Raw genomic sequence first — 23,146 nt, 5'->3', positions numbered from 1 at the left:
TATAATATTTAATGAAGATACTAAGGAGACGGTTACTTTACAAGAAATATGATAGCCGGATTGTAATTTGTCAATAGCTTTTTTAATTTAGAGAATTAAATTTTAGTGATCATGCATAAGAAAACGCTTGCAACAGTAGCAGCTGTTGCGCTTTCGGCCACGTTATTTGCGCAGACCAAACCCGAAGACACAGAGGTGTGGGAACCAGTCCCTGCTGTAGTAACCCCTGGTAAGATTAACACAGACGCACCTTCCGACGCCATTATCCTGTTTGATGGAAAGTCCCTGGATCAATGGGTATCTGTCAAGGATCCTTCTCAGCCAGCTGGCTGGAAAGTATCCGGCGGAATCATGACTGTGGATAAGAGTACAGGAAACATACAAACGAAAAGGTCTTTTACAAATTATCAACTGCATATCGAATGGCGAGTACCTAAAGATATTACAGGTACCGGGCAGGGTAGGGGAAACAGTGGGTTGTTTTTAGCTTCCACCGGCCCTGGCGATGATGGATATGAGTTGCAGGTATTGGACAACTATAACAATAAGACCTATGTAAATGGTCAGGCAGGTAGTATCTACAAGCAAACAGCTCCGTTGGTAAACGCCAACAAAAAGCCAGGTGAATGGCAGACGTACGACGTGATCTGGACCGCACCAAAATTCAATGCAGATGGTTCCGTACAGCGTCCTGCCCGTGTAACTGTATTATTTAACGGGGTGCTGGTACAAAATAACGTAGAACTGCAGGGGCCAACCAAATACATCGGTAAGGCTTCTTATGAAAAGCCACATGGCGCCTGCCCGATCAAATTGCAGGCACATGGGGATAAGAGTGAGCCACTGAGTTTCAGGAATATCTGGATCAGGGAATTATAAGAAAATTATTGCCAGCAACCGCCGGCCAAAGAGGGAAGGGGCTTTCACCAAAAGTGGAAGCCCCTTCCCTTTTATTTGAATCACCCCCCGATTTTGCAGCTTCACCGTTATTTCTCTAAATTTAAATGCACCTTGTCTGAAATTTGCACTTAATGAAACGGCAACTTTACATATACAGCTCACTGTTCATCACCCTGGCACTCAATATTCCTAAGTTATTCACCTTAAGGGAAAACAATCCCTTGGCTCACCTCATTCCTTTTAACCTCTCTGAAATTATTTTCCAGACTTGTTTGAACCTTATCTTTTGTCTCGTTGTCTTTTACACCAGTGATACTTTCAAGATCAATAAAGTCATCACGCATTTGGTGAACCTACTGGTGTTACTTTTCTTTTTCACTATTGGTATCACCATTCAAAAGAACCTTTACGGAGCCGGCTATTTCCTGCCCGGACGTGGTGTCGGCATCAAACTCACCCTCTCGCTGGTCCTGGTGCTGATCGAAGTACGAATTATGGACATAGTGCGTTACTCCCGGCAAAAAGAACTGGAAAACGACCGCCTGCGTAACGCCAACCTGAAAGCAGAACTGAATTTGCTCAAAGGTCAGCTCCAGCCACACTTTTTTTTCAACGCCCTTAGCAGCCTCTCAGGCGTAGTTCGTGAAGACCCTGCGAAAGCACAGTACTATATCAATCAGCTCTCCCGGTTCTTCCGTTATTCCCTGCAAAAAGAAGATGCCGGCCTGGTCGATTTAAAAGAGGAGATCAGCGCGGTCAACTCCTATGCTGCTCTCCTGAAAATGCGGCACGAAGAAGGCTTTCAACTCATCATAGACATCCCGGAAGAACAGCAACATCGCCGGCTGCCGCATATGTCGCTTCAGCCCTTGGTAGAAAATGCGCTGAAACATAATAAGCTCCCTTTACAACTGCAAATCTCTTTACAGGACGACCAGTTGATCATACAAAACAATCTCCAGCCGGTTCATTTTCCCGAACCCGGTACTGGTATAGGTTTGGCAAATCTGAATGAACGATATAAGATTCTCCTGCAAAAGGAAATAAGTATTGAGAAAACAGCCACTGCATTCATCGTAAAACTTTCCCTGCAATAAATCATATGGCACTACGCGTAGCGATCATAGAAGACGAACCAGCCACCGCCCGCAATCTGCGGCACATGCTCCAGGATGTTGCACCGGAAGTAGAAGTGCTGACCATCCTCCCGGGTGTAGCCGAATCGGTTACCTGGCTACAAACAAATATGCAGCATTGCGAGCTCCTGTTCATGGATGTCCGGCTCAGCGATGGACTGTCCTTTGACATCTTTAGCCAGGTGAATGTTACCCTTCCGGTTATTTTCATCACAGCTTACGATGACTACGCGCTGCAGGCATTCAAGTCAAATGGGATTGATTATATCCTCAAACCTTTTGATGAAAGTGAATTGAAGCAAAGTTTGCAGAAATACAACCGGCTCCGCGCACCTGCCAATTTTCAACAGCTGGCAGCACAGTTCAAAACTTATAAACAATCCTTTCTCGTACACAACAGAGATAAACTCATCCCGCTGGCAGCGGCCAATATTGCGTGGTTTTATACTGCCAATGAACTGGTATATGCCGGCACAACAGATAATAAAAAATATATCATCGACTTTACGATGGAGCAGTTGCAACAACAGCTGGATCCAACCCTGTTTTTCCGGGCCAACCGGCAATTTATAGTACAACGCAGTGCTATTCAGGAAGTTGATTTCTATTTCAATGGACGATTGGCTGTAAAGGTGCACCCGGCGGCCAAAGAACAGATCCTGATTAGCAAAGCCCGCGTGCCGGAATTCAAGAATTGGATGAATGTGTGATTCTCAATTATTTGCAGAATAGCGGCTAACATATAGTAAAATATTTTTAGTTTAAAACGCTGAAATGCTTTTATATGAGAAAAAATTATACTAACTAGCAGTACCTATTTATCACTCCCTATAAATTATATCACTATGAAAACACAACGTCTGTCCAGGCAATTTCGTAAGATGGTCTATTCCCTGGCATTTATCTCGGGCCTTGCCTTAGTGGTTGCTTCCTGCAAGAAAGATGAAGATGATGGAACGATTACCTCCGATGAAATGGCGGAAGCTGTATCACAAACTTTCAGCAGCCAGGGTGGTGGTTTGGTCGTGCAGACAAATACTGCACTGAGTGTTGTTTCTACCATAGACAAAGCAAACAGCCAGGCTAAGTTTGCAGACTATTGTGGTTACACCGGCTCAAAAACAATGACCAGTGGCAGCACAGATTCAGCAAAATATTACATCTGGAGCTACGGTATTAACTGGACGTATAAATTGACCTGTATTGAAAAAGTGCCTTCTATGTTCGAATTTCAGGCCGCAGGGAAAGCGCTTTACGATTTCCCACGCATGTCTTCTGATGATAGTGTGGTCAACAAAATTACCGTGACTAATTTGGTAAGCGACAGTACCTTCTACAAAGTAACGCAGACATATACCCGGGTAGGTACACAGCAATCCAAAATTGGTAAGATGCATAAGTTCACCAGTACGGTGTTTATCTCATCTTCCAATATGAAGATCGACAAAACAACACTCAGAATAGTATCCGGTACGGCTACAGTAAATATCAGCGGTGCAAGTTCCAGTGGTAAATCATTCTCCCTGTCAGGTAACCTGACGTTCTCAGGAAATGACGCCGCCACCCTGGTAATGAATGATACGAAGTACACCGTGTCCTGGATCAGGGAATAAACATTTGTGACAACAGTATACAATCAGCCTCCGCCTTTTGGTGGGGGCTTTTTTGAAGGCTTGGATTAAAAAATTGTTTCCTGCAGATTTCTTACAATAAACAATTAGTAGATGCCGTTAATATTTAGATTTTATTATATCTGAATGCAAAGTCGGGGCTAAGTGAACAATAGTCTTTAACTATATTCTAAACAAACAAACCAAACCAAACAATTCTTCTATGAAAAGAATTAGCAACCCCTTGTTGCGCAGTAAATCTGCCATTTTATTGTTGTGTGTAGCAGCCGGTATTTCTGTAATTACACCAGGCTGTAAAAAAGATGACAAAGCGGATGCAAACTCCGATCAGGCAGTGAGCCAGACGGATGTAGCAACTGTAGTGAGTACCGCAGTTACCAACGGCGGTGTCGCTTCCCAAACTGAAAAAGCAGCCACAACTGCATCTTTATTTTTAAGCACAAGTAATAACGCAAAAGCAACTACAGCATGTGGTTATAAAGGCGAAGGTAACTTCAACTATGCCACAGATGCCAATGTAGCAAATGCTTTCAGCATTAATTACACCTACAACTATTTATTGACTTGTGCAGCTGACCAGAAATCTTACCAGTCATTCACCTTTACATTTGATGGTAAGACCACGATGAGTACAGCTAAACTATCCATGGCAGATACTTCATCTGCTACCTACACTGTTACCGGTTTGGCTGACACAAGTAAAACACTGGTATTCAACCAGGAATTTAATCACAAAGGGAACGTGATTTCAAAAGATGGTTCCACTGCATCATTCTACAGTGTAATCAAGTATAAGTCTGCTAATGTAACTGTAGACAAAGCTACCCTGACGATCTTATCAGGCACCGCTACTGTGAGCATTACGGGTACAACTTCTACCGGTAAGACCTTCAGCTATGATGGTACAATCACTTATAAGGGTAACAAAAAGGCTACATTCGCTATCAATGGCGGTAGCAGCTTTGACCTGAACTGGCAGTAACTGATAAATGAACACATAAAAAAAGCTCATGCCGCAGGCATGAGCTTCTTTTATCCAAATTGCATGCTCTTTAGTTATTCGTCATAACACTTAACGCCAGTGGTTGTTCAGTCAGCACATTGTTATTGACTAACCCTACAGCTACCACTGTATAGATCTTTCCTGCTGTCAGCACCACATTGCTTTTGGTCACAACAGTTCCACCGCTACTTGCGTCAGACAATTTCAGTGTATACGTACCTGCTGCCATCTCTTTGAATTCGCTTACAGACTTGTAAGCGTTGTTGTTAAATAACAGGCTGTCGCTTACAAAGAAATTAACGGCACTTGCATTGGTAGAAGCATGTACAAAACGGATCTTAGCTTTACCAGAACCAGGTGCATCCAGGTTGTCTTTTGTCAGGATCCCGGTAGTACTGTTATCACTGGTTTTACCTGTTGTAAACAGTGAATAGTTACCACCGTCAAATTTAACAGGCAATGATAATACCGTATTGCCTGAAACGGAGTTCTTAAAATTGTAGGTCGCGTCACCTTTCGCTACATTCAGATAAGCAGTAGACGTGTTGTAATCAATGGCAGAAGAATTAATCTTAGTCTCTCCATTGAATACATTTACACTACCCGCATCCGGGAAAACATTCACAATCTTAACAGTTGCATCCGGATTAATTGCAGTATCGTCGTCATCTTTGCTACAGGAAGAAAAAGCTACAAGTCCTGCAAATGCGAAAGCGGCTAACAAACGGCTGCTGGCATGGTTCAGCATTGTCATATTCGGTCGTTTTTTTAAATTGAAAATATAAGTTGACTCTGCACCAGAAAAAACATAAACTATGCCATGTGATTTAACAGTACTTTAGCAATTACAGCTATGGGCTTTTATACACATCTTGTAGTGGAATTCCTCAAAGCAGGTAAATCTGTTTAACCATTTAATTCCTTATTTTAGCTTACCGGATATAAAACCCCTTATTATATATATGCTCACAGTAAAGGAGAAAAATAACGTACACGTTTGTGGAAAAGCCGATGCGGCACAAACCATCATCTTTGGTCATGGCTTTGGTTCTGACCAGACTGCGTTTGCACCATTGGTCAGCGCATTTGAAGCGGATTATAAAATAGTGCTCTTCGACAACGTAGGTGGTGGCAAGGCAGATATCAATGCCTTCAGTCCTTCCCGATACAGTACTATACAAGGCTATGTAACGGATCTGGGAGACCTGCTCAGGGAGCTTAACCTGAACAATGTTAGCTATGTAGGTCACTCTGTCAATGGCATGATAGGCCTGCTTTCCGCAATTAAATACCCCTCTTATTTTAATAAACTGGTGCTTTTAGGAAGCAGCCCCCGTTACCTGAATGAACCTGCAACCGGCTATGTAGGCGGCTTTACACAGGATGATCTGGAGCAATTGTACCACGCCATGAGTACAAATTACTACGCCTGGGCCAGTGGCTTTGCCCAACTCGTGGTACAAAACCACGACAGGCCCGAGCTCGCAAATAATTTTGCAAAAACCCTTTCTTCCATCCGTGCAGATATTGCATTGTCTGTGGCAAAGGCTATCTTTGAAATGGATCACAGAAGTGAGCTGGTCAAATCCAGTCTGCCTGCACTGATCGTGCAAACCACAGACGATCCGGCTGTGCCTAAAGTAGTAGGTGACTATATGCATCAGCATATCCCTAACAGCCAGCTGGCCAGCGTGCATACCCGGGGGCATTTCCCCCATGTGAGTGCACCGGAAGAGGTGATCAGCATTCTTAAGTCTTTTATATAAACAGCTAATTATAGTGACACGCTGGGAAAGAACTGCGCTTACATTTATCAGTCAGACAAGTGATTGGGACAGAAACCGCGATATGACTTCTTTCATACCGTTTAGCATCTCATTGCTGCGGGAATTGTTTGGAGCCTATATCTCCCTGCAACTTGACTTCGAGGATGCTTATACGGCCAAGGTAAAAGCAGCGAGCCCGTCATATCTGAATGACCTCATCCTGAATCCGGGGCCTGTTGTAACGTTGCTGGAACAGCATCATTATAAGATCATATACTGGCCCCAGATCTTTGAAAAGAATGCATTTGATGATTTACTCCAGGCACTCTCTTCTGCCGTTATATTGCCTGTAAAAGGGCCTGGCGTGGATGCCCTGATTCTCTTCGGGTGGAGTGAACCGCAAACGTTCGATGCAAGCGCCAGGGAATGCCTTGAAATTATTCGGGGCCGTTTTAAAGAGATCCTGCAGCAATCACATACCCAGCGTACAGTCAACACAACAATGAGCCGCTTCACCGCTATCATGCATACCATACCGCAGGCGCTGATCTTTATCGGGAATGATGGTCATTCCGGTTGGGTCAATGCCGCTGCTGCCGCCCTGTTGCAATTAGATGAACCTGGTGAGCAGCCGCCTCATGTTTTGTCCTCCGTAATGGGGCAATTGATCAGCAGCGCGGAGAATAAAGAGGACATTAATAAAGCCGCGTTGCAACTGTTTATTTCCCCTGAAAATAAAATGAAAGATATGCGATGGGAAATTCCCGGCAATGCATTGTCGGTGTCCTGTATGCCGGTAGATAGTATCGGCAGACTATGGGAATTCAAAAAGATTTAAAGCGTGTAAAAAAAATAAAGAGCGCTTTCGTGACAGGCGAAAGCGCTCTTTATTTGAAAACAGGTGCATGGCGGTTAGCGAACGACTGCCTTCATGCATATCTCACTTAGTTAGTTATTTCATCCTTTGCACTTAACTTCCACTCATTATCATAAAACCCGGCCGTCTTTACTTCCGTCTCTTTCCCCTTCAGCAACCCTGCCGAGAAAATCATATAATCCGGAAACCCACTGCCACCTGCAAAGTATTGATTTGCCTCCGCAGCCTTCATTCCCTTCAATCCTGTTCCGCCTATCACCGCTACTGCCGCCACCTTACTATCCACTCTCGGATACATAAAATATCCGGCCAGCGTATCCCCGGTATACGTCTTCTCACCTACAGTGATCTTACCGTTACTCATCTGCACCGGGGAATTTTTCAGTAACAGATCATACGCCTTATTCGTGGTCGCGTTACCATAAATGATGACACCTCTGTCTATATAATCACCTGCTTTAAAGTCTTTATCTGCGATAATATCCACGGCGCCATTTCCCCGGTAATACCACGTCTCTGCATCATATCTCGCTTTATTAAGCGACCATGCATTCTCCGCCGGTGTACCCGCTGTGCCATACACAAATACCATCCTGTGATTAAATGCTTCCTTCAGTGTACCATTTCTAACAATCCCCTTATCTGTCTCTGCCGGTGCTTTCCCAATACTCCACTCTGCCCCATGCTGCAAATACAACATCTTTTCACGACCGGTATAATTGATTGTCTGTCCATCCAGCTCAATCTCCACCGCGCCTGAAAGATCTTTCAGATCTAAGGCCAGTACTGCTATGTTGGAGGTGGTACCACTAATATGATTACCTACACGGCGCAACTGTACCCGGCTGTATTCCAGTGCATGCTGCTGCTGCAATACCTGCACCCAATGATACTTAGAAGAAATCGCCGTATTCGCCGTTGTAAAATCCACTACCTTCACACTGCTATCCGCCGGTATTGTATGCCATTTGAAATAAGAGAATAAAGGACCCCAATCTACACAGGTATCACCATACCAATGCTCGCCTCCCGGGTATTCATAATAGCTGAAATCAGGATGGAAATCGGCCAGTATCTTCTTCATCTGCCTGGCATAATTTACAGAAACGACCCGGTCACTATCTCCATGCAGTATGTACACACCGCCTGCCTGGTAGTTATGCGCCAGTTTGAAAGTATTACTGGGGTTACTGGCTCTCAGCAGGATCTCTTCTGTATTATTCTTTGGTGAATCAGGAATCAATCCATCAGCAGAACCATACCCCATCAAAGTCGGATATCCTGAACAAGGTGCAATGGCTGCCCACTTCCCAGGGAAGGTAGCCCCTAAGATCCATGTACCATGACCACCCATAGAATGCCCTGTCAGGTAGATCCTTTCAGGGTCCGGCTTGAACTCCTGTGTCGCAATGTTCAACACCTCCAGTGCATCCAGTCTTCCCCAGTCTTCCCAGTTAAACCCACGTGGACGCCTATTGGTGGGAGCGGCCAGCACACCCCAGTCTTTGTATTTATATGCACGTGCCTGGTTAATTGCCTGTACCTCTGCACCATGTACCGAGAGGAACAATGCCGGTGCTTTGCCTGTGGGGTTTGCCTGTGGAGACACCGCGTAATATTGTACACTGCCATCGATGCCACTCACAAAAGTGCGGCTGTAATGCTCATTGGCATTCACTGTTTGCAATGCAATTTCTTTGTGATCAATCACCTTATTCTGGCTATTGAGCGACAGTGCTACTCGGTTATTGTCATTGGCAGCAGCAGAAGCATCCATCATAAATCCCACTTTACGGGTAGCCAGTGGAGCGATGTCCGGCAGGGTAGTGGTCAGCGTCTTTCCTTTTATAGTAGCCTTTATCTGCAGGCCTTTCAGCGATTTGTCTGTCGTATTGATAACGACAACAGCCCCCCACAATCCACTGTTATCTTTTCCATGCACAATAAAAGGTAAGGTAGAATCAGCAACACTGATATATACTGGTTGCCGGGGGAAAGTCAGTTGGGCGCGTAAGCCCTGTCTGCCCCAGCCACGACTGGTACGAATGTAAAACTCATTCAGGCCCTTTTTCAGTTGTACCGGTGTAAACATCCAGCCATAACGATACATATCTCCTGCGTGGGGTACACCATTCACATACACCATCTGGTGACCGGTGATGTTCAGGATAGCAGTCTTTGCCTTCGGCGCATTGTAAGTGACATAAATATATCCGTTGCTCAAAGCCTTCCCTGAAAAGGCGCCATCATCCCCGGCGGTGACAGCCTGCCATTTTTCTCCGTCAAAGGAATTGCTGCCATTGGTGGGTGCCTGCAATTCTCCATTGGTCAGGGCATATGCCAGTTGATCAGTAAACAAGGCTGTTCTACCGTATTGATGACAGGGACCACTGGTCAGGCCCTCTTTAAAAACATATCCCTCCTGTGCAAAGAGCGTGTTGCCCGCTAATAGCGACAGGGCTAAAAATATTCGCCGCATAAAATTGATTTATATGCAACAAAATAGAAAGCGGTCTGAAGAAATGCACGTAGTATTTTGCTTGAACTGAGTGTAATTTGAAGAACGGTATTTTTGGGGTGTTATGCGGGGGTTAGTACGTGAAGGGCCTTTGCCATGATCTCTGCTTTTACTGCATTTACCTTTCCCAGATATTCTCCATCTACCTGGAAATGAGCTTTCCTGCGCGTCATGATCGTCACCTGGTCTGCCTGTATCACTTCTGTCTTCCTGGGGTCAAAGGGCTTGAACTGCCGGATCATCTTGAGCAACTCCCATAATGAAAGCCGACGGATAATGACCACTTCGAACAACCCATCGCTCAGGTTCCCATCCGGATTAATACTCACCCCGGTGCCGTATCTCCTGGCGTTCGCCAGCACGATCATAAACGCTACTCTTGACAGGGATACCTGCGCATTCCTGATCTGTACCTTCAACGATTGTCTTTGCCACAAGGTCTTAAAAGAAGAGAGCGCATAGCCCAGTTTGCCACGTGTACCGCCCTGTTCAAAGTTTTTGACCAGGAGTGCATTCAGGCCCAGGTCCCCCAGGTGTATACAGATTTCCTGCTGGTTGATGCGGATGGCGTCGATCACCTGTACTTTCCCTTCCAGGATCACCGTCATTGCCTGTTCAAAACCGGTGGGAATATCCAGTTCGGCAGCCATGCCATTGGCAGAGCCGGCAGGAATAATGCCCATCGGAATCCGGGTATGCAATAGCTGTTCTGCTACCGCTTTTACAGTACCATCTCCCCCTACGGCCACTACGCGGTCCGGGTGCCAGTGCCGGATCGTTTTTTTCAGCTCCTGTGCCGAAGCAGGGCCATCGAATCGGCAGATTTCAATCGTTTCTGTCCGCTCGTTAAAAAAATTCCTGATCAATGTATCATGATCGGCCTTCTTTTTGCCGCCCGAAACAGGATTGATTACAAAGAGTAGCCGCATAGGTTGCCATTTGTTATCCTATTATTACAAAATCAGCGCCTGAATGACAGCATGGAATAAAATTCTACATTGGATCGGCATGGAGGGACGTCCTCACATCAGGGTATATAATGGATTTGGAGGGTCAGAATACCTGGAAGTGTATGGACATGTGCTGACCATCGGCCCGGCACCCGTTACGCGCTATAGCCGGTTCTTCCTGGTCAATATGTTCGCCCTGCTGCGCCTGTTCTGGGTAAAACCGCTGGCGGGTATCAAAGTGATGCTGGAATGGGAGGGGGTAGCCGTCACTGCCGTAACCGGGAAAGATGGCTTCTTTCACCTGCAATGGCGCCCGGTTACCATGCCGGCGGCGGGTCGGTACAATGTAGTGGTAAAGATGGCAGATGTGGCTGATTCCCCGGTTTCCGCGGCAACTGGTGTAGTTATTATTCCACATCATACGCGGTACGGCTGTATTTCTGATATCGATGATACGTTTCTTGTATCTCATTCCGCCCAACTCCTTAAGCGCCTGCAGGTATTGTTTACTCGCAATGCCCGCACCCGCAAACCATTCGAAGGCGTGGTAAAGCATTACCAGTTATTGAGCCATTCCGGCAACCCGTTCTTCTATGTATCCAGTAGTGAATGGAACCTGTATGCATATATAAAGGAATTCATCCGCTTCAATGGTTTGCCGGATGGCGTGTTCCTGTTAAGCCAGTTAAAACCATTGAGGCAGTTATTGAAGAGCGGTCAGAATAAACACACGACTAAGTTCACCCGTATCACGCGTATCCTCAAGCATTTTCCTGATATGCGTTTCGTACTACTGGGTGACGATACACAGGAAGATCCGAATATTTACAAAGCATTGGTCGATCACTTCGGCCAGCAGATTATAGCTGTCTACCTGCGTAAAGTGCGTGACAGCAAAGCAATTGCTACACGCGAGGTAGTACAGGCCATGCAGGACAAGGGAATTGCCGTATGTTATTTCGAACACAGCGACGAAGCGATCGCTCATTCAAGACGTATTGGCTTAATATAAGATATTGATATCAGGCATGTTAATTGCGCGTAAGGCATCAATTTATGAAAAGTATCATCCTCTCCATATTCACCATATTTTTATGCGGAACTACCTTTGCGCAGTTCAGTGATTCAGTACATTATTATGGTAAGTTTGCCTCTACCGGCTCTATTAACAAGACGAATGAAGTCAATTCCTATTTGCTGAGCAATATGTTCAAAGTAGGTGTGAGCAAGAAAAAGATCGTTTTGAATGGAACGGGCAGCTGGGTGTATGGAGAGTCAAACAGGGAACTGACGAACAATGATTTCTCTACTTCACTTGATTTTAGCCTCTTCCGGGCAGTCAGGCAAATTTACTACTGGGGATTGGCGAACTATGATAAGAGTTTTTCGTTGAAAATTAATAATCGCTTTCAGTCGGGTGTAGGTATCGCTTATAATTTTCTTGACAGGAAAACCGGTTATGTCTCTGTCAGTGATGGATTTATCTGGGAAAAAGGAGATCTGTTTATCCAGGATACGATCCATGATGTATACGACGCCGTGCGTAACTCAGTGCGGGTCTCTTATAAATTTGTATTTGCAGGAATGATTACGCTGGATGGTACACATTTCTTTCAGCCCAATATTACTGATATCAGTGATTATAACTTAAAGTCAGTAAATAGTATTGCCTTTAATTTAAGAAAGTGGCTGGCGATCACTGCATCGATGACGTACAATAAGGTGACGCGAACGGGGAGGGAGAACCTGTTATTTACATATGGGTTAACGCTGGAAAAATATTTCTGAGGCCCGCCGTAGCGAACCTCAGAAAATATAGTTATTTCGCAGCCTGTGCCTGTGGCTTTGGCTTATGTTTCTTCGGTGCATTCACATGCCCTTGTCTGTTCCTGTGGAATCCGCCTCCACCGCCATGGCTATGGCCCTGTGGCTTTTTCTTAGGCCTGTTCTGTGGCATTGGAGCACGTACTGCCTCCATGCCTACCAGTGGATCATGGAAAGGCTGATCTTTCACAACAGGTATATCCCTGTTGATCAGTTTCAGAATATCTTTCAGGAATGGTTTTTCTTCTTCTTCGCAGAATGAGATGGCAATACCATTCGCACCGGCACGACCCGTACGGCCAATTCTGTGTACATACGTCTCTGGTACATTCGGCAGTTCAAAGTTCACCACGTGTGTGAGTTCGTCGATATCGATTCCCCTGGCAGCGATATCAGTAGCGACCAGTACACGTGTCTGACGGTTTTTGAAGTTACTCAGTGCACGTTGTCTGGCATTCTGAGATTTATTACCGTGAATCGCTTCGGCGGTGATACCTACTCTAACCAGATCTTTCACGACCCTGTCAGCACCGTGTTTGGTACGGGCAAATACGAGGAGTGTTTTGATCGCATCATCTTTCAGGATATGTTGTAACAGGTGGCGTTTATCCTGTTTTTTTACATGATATATTGATTGCGTGATGGTATCTGCTGTAGAAGATACGGGAGTCACCTCGACCTTTGCAGGATTCTTCAGGATCATGGCAGCCAGTTTCTGAATTTCCGGCGGCATGGTAGCGGAGAAGAATAAGGTTTGCCTGTTTTCGGGCAACTTGATAATCACACGTTGTACGTCGTGTACAAATCCCATATCCAGCATACGGTCAGCTTCATCCAGTACAAAGAATTTAATATCTCTGAGCGTAACTACGTTCTGACTGATCAGATCAAGCAAACGACCGGGAGTGGCTACCAGGATATCAATACCCCTGCGCAGGGCTTCCACCTGTGGTACCTGAGAGACACCACCAAAGATCACCTGGTGTTTCAGGGGCAGGTGTTTACCATAAGCCTGCAGGCTTTCCTGGATCTGTATCGCTAATTCGCGGGTAGGAGTGAGGATTAAAGCACGGATGGGTCTGGGTCCTTTCTGCACGGCAGGCGTCGTTTCAGCCAGCAGTTGAAGCAATGGAATGGCAAAAGCAGCGGTTTTACCGGTACCGGTCTGGGCACAGCCTAACAGGTCTCTTTTGTCCAATACATATGGAATAGATTGTTGCTGTATAGGGGTTGGGTTAGTATAACCTTCTTCTTTCAACGCCTTTAGCAAAGGCTCAATGAGCCTTAATTGATCAAATGACAAAATCTTATATTTTTAATGATAAATATTATTGGTAAGGCTATCAATGCAAGTTTGATACGTTACCCGCCTTACTCGCAAGCCTGTTGTAGAGGAAGAGAATAAAAGTAATGTAAAGATACGTCAAATAATTTAAATGCTCGTCAGTTCGCAATTTAAGACCTTGCTTAAAAGGCTGATTCCGAATTTCGCAGCAGGATTATCTACAGCTCTTATCTCGCGTAAACGGCCATCTGTTGCCTGTATATGGTTGTTTATCCTCTTTTTATATCGCCTGTTTCCCGCTTTTTTTGAGCTGCTTTTTTAACATTTCATTTTTCGCGAGTTTAATTTTTCTCCATCGATCAGTTCCCGTGGTACGATCTTTGGCGCTCAGGAGCAATTTATCGGATTTCATCTCCCGGCTTCAATGCCCTATGTTTGGAGATAAGTATATATCTTGCAATTATGAATAAGGAACCTCAGGTATTGATAGAACAACCGAACGGAAGGCATACGCTGTATGCCTCTGTAGAGCAGGATGATCGTACAGCTTATTTGTATTTATTCCCTGCGGAATTACAGAGTAAAAAGTATAAGATGCGTGCCTGCTGGCTGCGTAACCTGGCGCCTGCGCCGGAAGTAAAAGACCTGGCAGCTATGCATAACGGAACAGCACCTATGTTACAGCGTAAGTTCTGTAATCATCCGGATGGCAAAGAACCACTGAAAGCGGAATTATTAGAAATTGTCTGGTTGCCTGAAGATGACGGTGCCGCCGTGCTATATGATGGTGAGATCCTGGGTGTTATTCCAGGGTGGAGCCTGTATGTAGATGAACCGGTCGCTTATGCCGCAGACTGTATAGGTGTCGAGGGCGATGATTTCCTCGTATTGCCGCTGGGTGATCCGGAAACGAATCAGCAATATGCCCAGGTAGGTCAGGCGGTTGCATTTCGGAACCAGTGGAATAACGTGGAAGAACCAGTATGGCCACAGCTACAGGAGCGTTTTATCAATTGTTATGAAACATACTTCGGAAAGATGCTGCAGTACTTTGCAATTGATAATAATGAATGGCCTCCCATGGCGATGGGTAAATTTGAAAAAGATAATATCGTCTATTTCCTGACCATGGGAGCGAGTATTCGTCCTATGCCATGGGTGTCTTACCTCTACAATGATACCTCTGAGGCATATCGCAGGATGGAACTGGCACTGGCAGTAGATAAAAATGAATATACAGAAGAGGAGATCATGAAGATGGCAGAGAGTATCGCAACAATGGCAGATATTCCATGGCGGCACATCAGTTGGCTGGGAGAGGGGCATACTATTGGTTCTTCCAAATTGCCTGCGCCTTTTGAAAGCATGGTCCTGTCATCAGCACTATATAATGGCGAGCCGATTCAGTTGCCGGAGATGTATGGTGATAAGGTGAACCTGTTCTGGGCAAGCCCGGTTACGCAGCGGGAAAGGGAGTTTGCACACAGAAAACCGAATGGTGGGTATGAGTTGCTGGAGATCATGATCCAGAAAGATATGACGCATGTAGTGAAAAAAAGAGAGGCAGTATTATAATTGATTAAGCCGGCTCTTATCAGGGCCGGCTTTTTTATGAGAGATGTACCGCGCGTGCTTTTTATGGATGATTGTTTTGGCAGGTTATCATGATATTTATCTGTTTATTACTTAACTGGTATTCATGCCGACATGACCGGATTTATCTCGACGTGACAGATATCATTACGCCAAAGTCTCCTCCCAGATCATCCTTTCTATTTCCTCTTAAATACATGCCGGAGATTGCCCCATCCAGATACAATGCATGCTTACATCCAAATTTCTCTTTAAAAACAGACGCAAAGTCATAAAAGTTCGTCTGGTTGCTTTTCGAGATCACAAACACCACTTTGCCATCCGGCAGGATGCCTACCCCGCTTCTCAGATTTACATTCGCAGACCCCTCTTTAAACATGGGATGGATCTTTCCATCAATCACCAGCATGGGGCCCGACTGCGTAGCATAGATCACTCCGTTTTTATTAAACTGCCGGGTCGTAGTAACATGTGCGCCCAATTTATCTGTATAAAACACCCCGTTGGGCAACAGGTAGAAATTCCCCGGCTTATTTTGCGCAGTGTCCAGGGGCCGTAATTCCTTTCCTTCTTCAATATATAACCCCACGGGTATATTACCTGCCTGAAACATGCCGCCATTTGTGATTAAAAGGGGCTGTTTTAAGGTTTCTTTCACGGATGCGATACTTTTGTAGGGAACGCCTTTATCGTCCAGCCAATGCATACGAATTTGCTCTTTCGAAGGGTCTATTATAATCGCGTCATATTCCTGTTGGTGGTAGGTAAAGGTGAGCTCACGGGAAAACAAAAGCAATAGTGCAGTAAACAATATTTTCATGAATTAAAGGTATAATTTTATCCCATTCAACGAATTAAACCCTACTATGAAATCATACTGGCCATTTTTTGCCTTACTACTGATAGCAGCCTTTGTGTTCATACTGCACCCGGATCAGGTAGCAGGCGATATGAAGGAGGTGAACATCGGAAAATTTGTTATAAGTATGGCAATTGCCATTGCAGTGATAGGAAGCGGCGCTTTATTAATTAGGTACGGGACGCCTTTTTTAAGGTGTACAGGTGTCATCAAAAGGGTTACAAACATTATTTATGACGTTTTTTTCTTCAATATCTCCCGGAACTTTCAGCGTCTGAAGATCCCTTTACTGTTGTATTTTATCATCTGGGTATGTTACATGTACCTGATCGTCAATGGAAAACATCATTTCAGATGGCATAGCCATTACATTCCTGATGGACGAAGCGTTACATCGTTTTGAATGTGACAGGGATACCAGCACTATTTTGGCCCGGGTTATGCATAAAATTGACAGTTATCACGTTCAATGTAAACAGTTTGTCTGTTTGATCCTGCCTGTTGCATGGAATTCGAGGCCTGTAAGGATAGGTTCTTTGCGATAAATGCAGTAAATTCAGAGGGATGCTTCTCCTTAAAACGAATGTATGAGTGAACAGCCTACCATATTTGACGAATCTTTTGATGAAGGGCTAAAAACGCGCCGTTTTTCACTGATGCCTCTCTTCCTGAAAATCTACCTGGTTATTTTTACCATTTATGCAGTCTACCAGGTCTTTGGCAGGTCTTATTATATGTATAAGATGATCAGTTTCTATGTCAAGAATAACCTGTTTGGTGTAAGTGATCTGCGTATTTCCATGATGATAGTCAGGAGTTTTTTTGGTGGTGCGGTGATTGTAATAACAGTATTATCTCTATGGCTGGAGTGGAAATGGGCCATCCGGTATAACTGGGGTTTATTATTATACTGGATTGCGATGAGTATAGTGGATTATACCGCAGGCAATGGGTATGGCGTATATTTCGGAATAGCAGCGTTGCTGGTGGCGCCATATTATTCCATGTTATTCCAGATTCAAAAGAGATGGGAGCGGGATGCGGTATCAGGCCGGGAGTTAAAACAAACCCTCAGGTCTCCGCTGTAACAAGTGTTGATAAAATTCTGCTTGTGGCACAGTTTTATTTAGAGAATAGCATCCTGTTATCGTGAATATTTTTATGTAAGAAGGTATTTTTTGTTGGAGAATTTAACTGAGAAAATCGGACTTCTTGAATGTTTTTATGATGTTAATTTGCTCGAAATAGAATTGCATTCTACATTTATTATTTTCAGATAAATCATCATATTACCAGACCAACATGTTCACCAATCGTCCCAACACCTATTTCAACGACTTCTCCTCCAAAGATGCATTCCATAGCGCTGCTATCGTCTTCATCTACGCTGACTGGAGCGCCCCAGCCAGGGCAGCTGGAAAAACTTTAATACAATCGCTGACAGATTTTCCATCTATTCAGTTATTTATCCTGGATAATGATGAAAGTGCTACCCTGAATTTCATGATTGAAAATGATATGCTCTCACATGGTTGGGGAGAAACTTTTTGGCTGAAGAATGGCCGGATCATATCATCTATTAAAAGATATGACACTTTAAAAATAAAAGATCTGGTTACCTATCATCGAATGTTATAAACAAATGATTTCGCTGTGCTATGAAAGAGGTGCTAGTCCCCATAATAGAATTGGCCTCCTCCCATGGCACACCTATCAGTCACGCTGCTTTTGGTAAGCATGTCTTTCCTGATTTTGCCGGCACCATACATCCGCCGGTACATCATCATACACCTTCATCTCAATAGACTTCGCCACCTTCGTCGGCATCTCTATCATCATATTTTTCCACGGTGTATACGGCAGCACCTTCCACATCTGCTGGCTCATCCAATGTTTAATTCTTGTATTTGGTACAAACCAGTCCACTCCGTCCGCCATCCCCTGGCATCTCTCCGCAAACCCTCTCATCTCCGCTTCATAGTTTACAAATGCTGTCTGGTGATCATCCTGCTGCATCAATTCCCCGGCCAGTATATAAGCCCCTATTACCGCTGCACTCGTCCCCATTCCCGACAAAGGACTAGGACAATGTGCCGCATCTCCAATCAACGCGATCCTGCCTTTTGACCAGTGATCCATCTTAATCTGGCTCACAGCATCAAAATAAAAATCGGCTGACTGATCCATAAAATCCAGGAGCTGCGGCACATGCCAGGGTGTGTGATCAAATACCTGCCTGATAATCGCTTTTTGTTTGCCTATGTCTTTTCGATCGTAGTAGAATGGGCTGGAAGTAAAATAAAAACTTGCTTTCGCTTCTTTGCCACCTTTGGCGCCGAAGATACCTACCCGCTTCCCGGGTTCAGAGTAATAGTATCCATCCATACCTACGTTTGCAAAATTTGGAACGGTGAAGATGGCAATATAGACACCTAAAAATGAGGAAAACCTGCGTTCATGTCCAAATGCGAGTGAACGTACTTTAGAATGTAATCCATCTGCGCCGACAACCAGGTCATAATACGCAGGTGGGTGGTGTTTAAATGTCACCTGTACACCGTTCCGGTCTTCATTCAGGGTGGCAATGGAATCGTCGAATATATAATTGACATTTTCTTTGGTTTTATCATACAGTACTTTCACCAGGTCACCTCTCATGATCTCCAGTTCACCACTGGTAAAACCGTCTGGAAAATGGGAAATCTTCTTATTGTATTTATTCACCAATATGACCTTCTCTGTCCTGGTCTCATACTTTTTGATCTCGTTCAGCAGGTCCATTTTTTCCAGCACCTGTAGTACCGTTCCCCTGAAATCAACCGCATAGCCGCCCGTTCTTACGCCGGGTGCCTGTTCTACGATAGTCACCTGCCATCCGTATTTGGCCAGCCACCAGCCAAGCACCGGGCCGGCGATACTAGCGCCGGATATGAGTATGTGTTTTGGTTTCATGTTGTAAAAGTACAGGGCGGGAAATGGCAGCACAACGGAGTTTAGGCAAGGTGAGCAGGATTGCCGGTGAAAACCATAGTTGAACCGGTGAAATATGATAGGGGATGACAAACGTACAAATATTGAACAGATCCGGTCACCCTGATCCGTTCAATATTTGTAACTACCATAAATTACCTCCATGGCGATTATTTTTGACATTTTATAATAATCATTAATTTTTGGATTCAAAAAGTTGTTTAGTAATTATTTATTCAATTATCTTCGCAGCAGCTATTTTGTAGTAAGTTGCATGGTAGTCCGTAAATATTGACGATAATAAAGTAACCCTTATCCCTAAGTTATATGATCCTTGCCTATACCGACGTTCACATGCTGCCAGGAGATTGGGCTATACCTGTTATTCTTTCATCTTCAAAAATTATGAATCCAATTGGTTGAGTAAATAATTTAATGCATACAGTTTGTTAAATGGGATCGGGACAATAATAACCTTATGTGAATGCATGAATCCCAGCTTTACATTCAGTTTAATCCAGGGCCACAGCATTGTAGCGTTTTCATGCTATCCTGATTGTTCGGCAGCTCTGTCTTATTCTATCGATGCCAGGGTGATTGATACCCGCATTTCACTCACTGGTTGAATACAGCTATAATAAGTGCGACCTGTTTTTTATAATAACATGCTATAAAATTCAAAAATATCTATGAGAGTATTGTCTATTTTTTTATGCCTGCTGTTTGGGGCTGGTCTAACCGTTGACGCTCAGTACTACACAAGTGTTGTAAACTATAGTACGAATGCAGCACCCAAAAACGGGCTTAAAATAAAAACGAACCTTCCGTTCTCAAACTATGCCAACATGCCTTCCATGGATTTTTTGGGGTTTGCGTTTGGAACGAATGAGCCATTTCGCATTTCTTTAAACTATTACATCGCGAATGATACATTCTATAACGCAGTAGCAAGTACAAATGGCGCATTTAATCCGCCAATTTATCTGGCTAACGAAAGTGGAAAAGTCGTTATTTTTCTGGATACCCGTGTTACAGGCGTCCGGTTTAATATAAGGGCCTTTTCGCAAGGGAATAGCCAGGATCTGAGTGCTAATTTTACAGGATGGACTGTGGTCGATACTACTTTGTTTACCACTGCGCAGGCGACGAAACAGGTTGCTTATATTAATAAATTTGCGGGAACAGTGGTGCTTCCTGATAGTGTCATCTCAACCGGTGATGGGAAATTCGGTATTGGTACCCTGAATCCCAGGGCTTCATTGGATGTGGCCACTGCAATGAATGATACATTGACATCCGTATTCGGTCGCTTACAAAGTGGAAATACAACAGGTACAGGTACATATATCGGAACCCGTAGTTATAGTGCGACCAGTTATTTTGCGCCTATGTTCGGACTCGTAGCGGCTTATGGAGGAAAGGAGAATGCGAAGATTATCTTTAATAAAGGTAACGGTGCCAGCGGCGATTATCTGACATTCCATACCAATGATGGATCTGAACAGATGCGCATAGACAAAAATGGAAATGTGGGTATTGGTACCAATAACCCGGGATCTTTCAAATTAGCTGTAGAAGGAACCCTTGGCGTCAGGAAAGTGAAGGTCCAGGCTACTGCATGGGCTGATTTTGTATTCCATCCACACTACCATTTACCTTCTCTTTATGAAGTAGAAAAGTATATTTCCGATAACCATCACCTGCCCGATATTCCTGCCGAAGCAGAGGTACTGGAAAAAGGAATTGATGTTGCTGAAATGAATAAGCTTTTATTGCAAAAAGTAGAAGAGTTGACACTGTATTTGATAGAGGAACATAAAAGTAACGATGCGCTGAGAAAGGATAATGAAGAGCTGAAAAATGATGTGAAGAAGATAATGGAAATGTTGTCTGCCAGCAATGATAACAAAATCAAATAACGTTTAAAATTTCATCCGGTTGTGGTTAAGCCGGATCTGGAAACTTTACCGGGAGCTACTTTTAAGGCACGGGCGATATCGCCCGTGCTTTTTTAATAAGTGACTACCTGCTTATTGAACTTTTGTATAAACTCCTTTTAAATTCAATACACCAGTTGCTTTATTTGATAATTTTTCAATCCTTTTATCATTAATAAGTTTTCATAATAAATTTTGTCATTTCCATTTATTCTCTAATTTTGTAACACAGCATTCAATTTTTACCATATTGTCAGTGAGCAACCTATCCCATTTTTTTAATCCAAATTACCGCCTATGCAATAGCCATAGTATTGTTATCTAAAGGGATTTGATACCCTTTTATTTAATTATCCCTGATGTTCGATTTGATGATATAAGTAACCCAAACTTCGTTTTCAGGAACAGTCATTATTCGTTAAACAAAAGTGGCATAAAAAGAAATAGTGTTTTGAGTTAGCTAATAATTCAATCATAGGTGTCTTTTTGTGCTTATTCGGGAATGAGATCGAATTAAGATCACATAAATTTTAACTATCTCTTAGTGCTAACCGCCACCATTAATAATTATGTTTTAATCCGAACTACATGCGATCATTATTGTTTATTTTATCCCTTTGTCTTATTACTGCACTTGTTAAAGCTCAGAACTACGATTGTCTCGATTATGCTTTTACTGCTGGTCCAAAGAATGGTGTGAAGATCACCACTAATCTTCCTACTGCCGGTGGCAATATGATGCCTACCTTGTTTATTCAGGGGTACGGCTTTGGAAATGCATCTACAATTAATATTCAGTTATGCTTTTATTTCAACAGTAATACTTTTACAAATCCCAAAGCCACAAGCAGTGGCTCCTATAGTCCCCCGATAACATTAGCGCAGGAAGGTGGCAAGGTGGTTATTTTTATCGATTCAAAAATAAACTATCAGCGTTTCCATGTCAGTGCCTATGCAAAAGGATTATCATCTGAGACAGCAGCAAACTTCGCCAACTGGACCGCTACGGATACTACCCTGTTTAGCGAAGCAACCAGTATCAAAGCCGTTCCATATGTGAGTAAATTTGATGGAACCGTTTATCTCCCCGACAGTGTGACGGTACTCCCGGAAGGGAAATTGGGCATTGGTACATTGACACCCAGAACACCGTTGGATATCAGTACTACAATACCAGATACAATCACAGCTGTTCTCTCCAGGTTATCTGAAGGTAATTTATACGGAAGGGGAACAATGTTGGGTGTACATGCCGTAAACACTACGCCAGATTATAGCACTTCTTTTGCACTTGAACATTATTTCTACGGATACAAAAACAGCGCAATTAATTTTTGCAAAGGTAATTCTGTGCAAAGTGGTTTTATTACATTCAGTACAAATAACGGAACTGAAAGAATGCGACTGGATGCGAATGGAAACCTTGGCATTGGAACAGGCACTACTACATTAGGCAAATACAAGTTAACAGTGGAAGGTGCAATCGGCGCCAGGAAATTACAAATTACACCAGCTGCCTGGGCCGATTTTGTATTTTCTCCTGGCTACGAATTACCCAGTTTGTACGAAGTAGACCGGTACATAAAAGAACATCGCCATCTGCCTGAGATTCCTTCTGGAAAAGACGTACAGGCAAGTGGAATTGATGTGGGAGAGATCAATATGCGACTGTTACAGAAGGTGGAGGAACTAACGTTGTATCTGATAGAGCAGCAGAAAACTATAGACGAGTTGAAGAGAATGATACAGAAGTAGTAGCAATTTAAAACTTCATCGTAGCTGGCATATCTAAGATCATTAATCATTAATAATCATCACTGAATTAATTTTGTATTCTGGTTTAATTCTATAATTTTGTTTTAGAATTTTTAACCGAGTCTGTCAGTGAATAACCTTA

Annotated in this window: 21 protein-coding genes; 15 read left to right on the top strand and 6 right to left on the bottom strand. The window is 43.7% G+C overall.

Translation table 11 applies throughout. The features are described 5' to 3' along the window. Positions 1-111 precede the first annotated feature (111 nt). The 5 genes from ABDW33_RS24945 to ABDW33_RS24925 all read left to right on the top strand — a co-directional run bounded on the left by ABDW33_RS24945 (position 112) and on the right by ABDW33_RS24925 (position 4,649). Positions 112-879 carry a DUF1080 domain-containing protein gene (locus tag ABDW33_RS24945; RefSeq protein WP_343692824.1) on the top strand — a complete coding sequence of 256 codons (768 nt, stop codon included), beginning with the start codon at positions 112-114 and terminating at the stop codon, positions 877-879. A gap of 152 nt (positions 880-1,031) precedes the next feature. Further along, positions 1,032-1,997: a histidine kinase gene (locus ABDW33_RS24940; protein ID WP_343692823.1), complete on the top strand. Its 966-nt coding sequence runs from the start codon at positions 1,032-1,034 to the stop codon at positions 1,995-1,997. Between the two features lie 5 nt (positions 1,998-2,002). Beyond that, on the top strand, positions 2,003-2,746 hold the full coding sequence (locus ABDW33_RS24935; RefSeq protein ID WP_343692822.1) for a LytTR family DNA-binding domain-containing protein: 744 nt from the start codon (positions 2,003-2,005) through the stop codon (positions 2,744-2,746). 135 nt (positions 2,747-2,881) lie between these two features. After that, a complete protein-coding gene (locus tag ABDW33_RS24930; protein ID WP_343692821.1) occupies positions 2,882-3,649 on the top strand; it encodes a hypothetical protein in 768 nt (255 codons plus the stop codon). 220 nt (positions 3,650-3,869) lie between these two features. Next, positions 3,870-4,649 carry a hypothetical protein gene (locus ABDW33_RS24925; protein ID WP_343692820.1) on the top strand — a complete coding sequence of 260 codons (780 nt, stop codon included), beginning with the start codon at positions 3,870-3,872 and terminating at the stop codon, positions 4,647-4,649. Between the two features lie 70 nt (positions 4,650-4,719). Here the strand turns inward: ABDW33_RS24925 and ABDW33_RS24920 are convergent, their stop codons facing one another. Next, entirely contained in the window at positions 4,720-5,424 is a 705-nt protein-coding gene (locus tag ABDW33_RS24920; protein ID WP_343692819.1) for a DUF4397 domain-containing protein, read from the bottom strand. A 208-nt stretch (positions 5,425-5,632) separates the two neighbouring features. Between ABDW33_RS24920 and ABDW33_RS24915 the strand changes: the two genes are divergently transcribed. Together ABDW33_RS24915 and ABDW33_RS24910 are read left to right on the top strand one after the other, a co-directional pair. Further along, positions 5,633-6,436 carry an alpha/beta hydrolase gene (locus tag ABDW33_RS24915; RefSeq protein WP_343692818.1) on the top strand — a complete coding sequence of 268 codons (804 nt, stop codon included), beginning with the start codon at positions 5,633-5,635 and terminating at the stop codon, positions 6,434-6,436. A gap of 13 nt (positions 6,437-6,449) precedes the next feature. Further along, positions 6,450-7,274 (top strand): hypothetical protein, encoded by an 825-nt coding sequence (locus tag ABDW33_RS24910; RefSeq protein ID WP_343692817.1) that lies wholly within the window; start codon positions 6,450-6,452, stop codon positions 7,272-7,274. 106 nt (positions 7,275-7,380) lie between these two features. On the opposite strand, the gene ABDW33_RS24905 is transcribed toward ABDW33_RS24910, so the two are convergent. Then, positions 7,381-9,792, bottom strand: a complete 2,412-nt coding sequence (locus tag ABDW33_RS24905) for a prolyl oligopeptidase family serine peptidase (RefSeq protein WP_343692816.1) — start codon at positions 9,790-9,792, stop codon at positions 7,381-7,383. A 101-nt stretch (positions 9,793-9,893) separates the two neighbouring features. Then, positions 9,894-10,760, bottom strand: coding sequence for a diacylglycerol kinase family protein (locus ABDW33_RS24900; protein WP_343692815.1), 867 nt, complete (start codon positions 10,758-10,760; stop codon positions 9,894-9,896). A gap of 43 nt (positions 10,761-10,803) precedes the next feature. Between ABDW33_RS24900 and ABDW33_RS24895 the strand changes: the two genes are divergently transcribed. Both ABDW33_RS24895 and ABDW33_RS24890 read left to right on the top strand, forming a co-directional pair. Next, positions 10,804-11,793, top strand: a complete 990-nt coding sequence (locus tag ABDW33_RS24895) for a phosphatase domain-containing protein (RefSeq protein WP_343692814.1) — start codon at positions 10,804-10,806, stop codon at positions 11,791-11,793. Positions 11,794-11,837: 44 nt separating this feature from the next. Then, the gene (locus tag ABDW33_RS24890; RefSeq protein WP_343692813.1) at positions 11,838-12,569 is read left to right on the top strand and encodes a DUF481 domain-containing protein; all 732 of its coding nucleotides are present in this window, start codon (positions 11,838-11,840) and stop codon (positions 12,567-12,569) included. 31 nt (positions 12,570-12,600) lie between these two features. Here the strand turns inward: ABDW33_RS24890 and ABDW33_RS24885 are convergent, their stop codons facing one another. Then, positions 12,601-13,908 (bottom strand): DEAD/DEAH box helicase, encoded by a 1,308-nt coding sequence (locus ABDW33_RS24885; RefSeq protein WP_343692812.1) that lies wholly within the window; start codon positions 13,906-13,908, stop codon positions 12,601-12,603. 444 nt (positions 13,909-14,352) lie between these two features. Between ABDW33_RS24885 and ABDW33_RS24880 the strand changes: the two genes are divergently transcribed. Then, positions 14,353-15,465 (top strand): suppressor of fused domain protein, encoded by a 1,113-nt coding sequence (locus tag ABDW33_RS24880; protein ID WP_343692811.1) that lies wholly within the window; start codon positions 14,353-14,355, stop codon positions 15,463-15,465. A 142-nt stretch (positions 15,466-15,607) separates the two neighbouring features. On the opposite strand, the gene ABDW33_RS24875 is transcribed toward ABDW33_RS24880, so the two are convergent. Further along, positions 15,608-16,303 (bottom strand): phosphodiester glycosidase family protein, encoded by a 696-nt coding sequence (locus tag ABDW33_RS24875; RefSeq protein ID WP_343692810.1) that lies wholly within the window; start codon positions 16,301-16,303, stop codon positions 15,608-15,610. Positions 16,304-16,349: 46 nt separating this feature from the next. Between ABDW33_RS24875 and ABDW33_RS24870 the strand changes: the two genes are divergently transcribed. The 3 genes from ABDW33_RS24870 to ABDW33_RS24860 all read left to right on the top strand — a co-directional run bounded on the left by ABDW33_RS24870 (position 16,350) and on the right by ABDW33_RS24860 (position 17,980). Then, positions 16,350-16,745, top strand: a complete 396-nt coding sequence (locus ABDW33_RS24870; RefSeq protein WP_343692809.1) for a hypothetical protein — start codon at positions 16,350-16,352, stop codon at positions 16,743-16,745. Positions 16,746-16,929: 184 nt separating this feature from the next. Then, the gene (locus tag ABDW33_RS24865) at positions 16,930-17,430 is read left to right on the top strand and encodes a hypothetical protein (RefSeq protein ID WP_343692808.1); all 501 of its coding nucleotides are present in this window, start codon (positions 16,930-16,932) and stop codon (positions 17,428-17,430) included. A 214-nt stretch (positions 17,431-17,644) separates the two neighbouring features. After that, a complete protein-coding gene (locus ABDW33_RS24860; RefSeq protein ID WP_343692807.1) occupies positions 17,645-17,980 on the top strand; it encodes a hypothetical protein in 336 nt (111 codons plus the stop codon). Positions 17,981-18,055: 75 nt separating this feature from the next. On the opposite strand, the gene ABDW33_RS24855 is transcribed toward ABDW33_RS24860, so the two are convergent. Then, complete coding sequence (locus ABDW33_RS24855; RefSeq protein ID WP_343692806.1) at positions 18,056-19,294, bottom strand: FAD-dependent monooxygenase; 1,239 nt, start codon at positions 19,292-19,294, stop codon at positions 18,056-18,058. Positions 19,295-20,001: 707 nt separating this feature from the next. Here ABDW33_RS24855 and ABDW33_RS24850 point away from each other — a divergent pair. Both ABDW33_RS24850 and ABDW33_RS24845 read left to right on the top strand, forming a co-directional pair. After that, on the top strand, positions 20,002-21,231 hold the full coding sequence (locus ABDW33_RS24850; RefSeq protein WP_343692805.1) for a hypothetical protein: 1,230 nt from the start codon (positions 20,002-20,004) through the stop codon (positions 21,229-21,231). A gap of 606 nt (positions 21,232-21,837) precedes the next feature. Beyond that, positions 21,838-23,004 (top strand): hypothetical protein, encoded by a 1,167-nt coding sequence (locus tag ABDW33_RS24845; RefSeq protein WP_343692804.1) that lies wholly within the window; start codon positions 21,838-21,840, stop codon positions 23,002-23,004. Positions 23,005-23,146: the final 142 nt, after the last annotated feature.

The organism is Chitinophaga sp., assembly GCF_039596155.1.
Taxonomy (GTDB): domain Bacteria; phylum Bacteroidota; class Bacteroidia; order Chitinophagales; family Chitinophagaceae; genus Chitinophaga.
The sequence above is the reverse complement of the archived record's forward strand: the minus strand, read 5'-3'. Positions and strand labels throughout refer to the sequence as shown.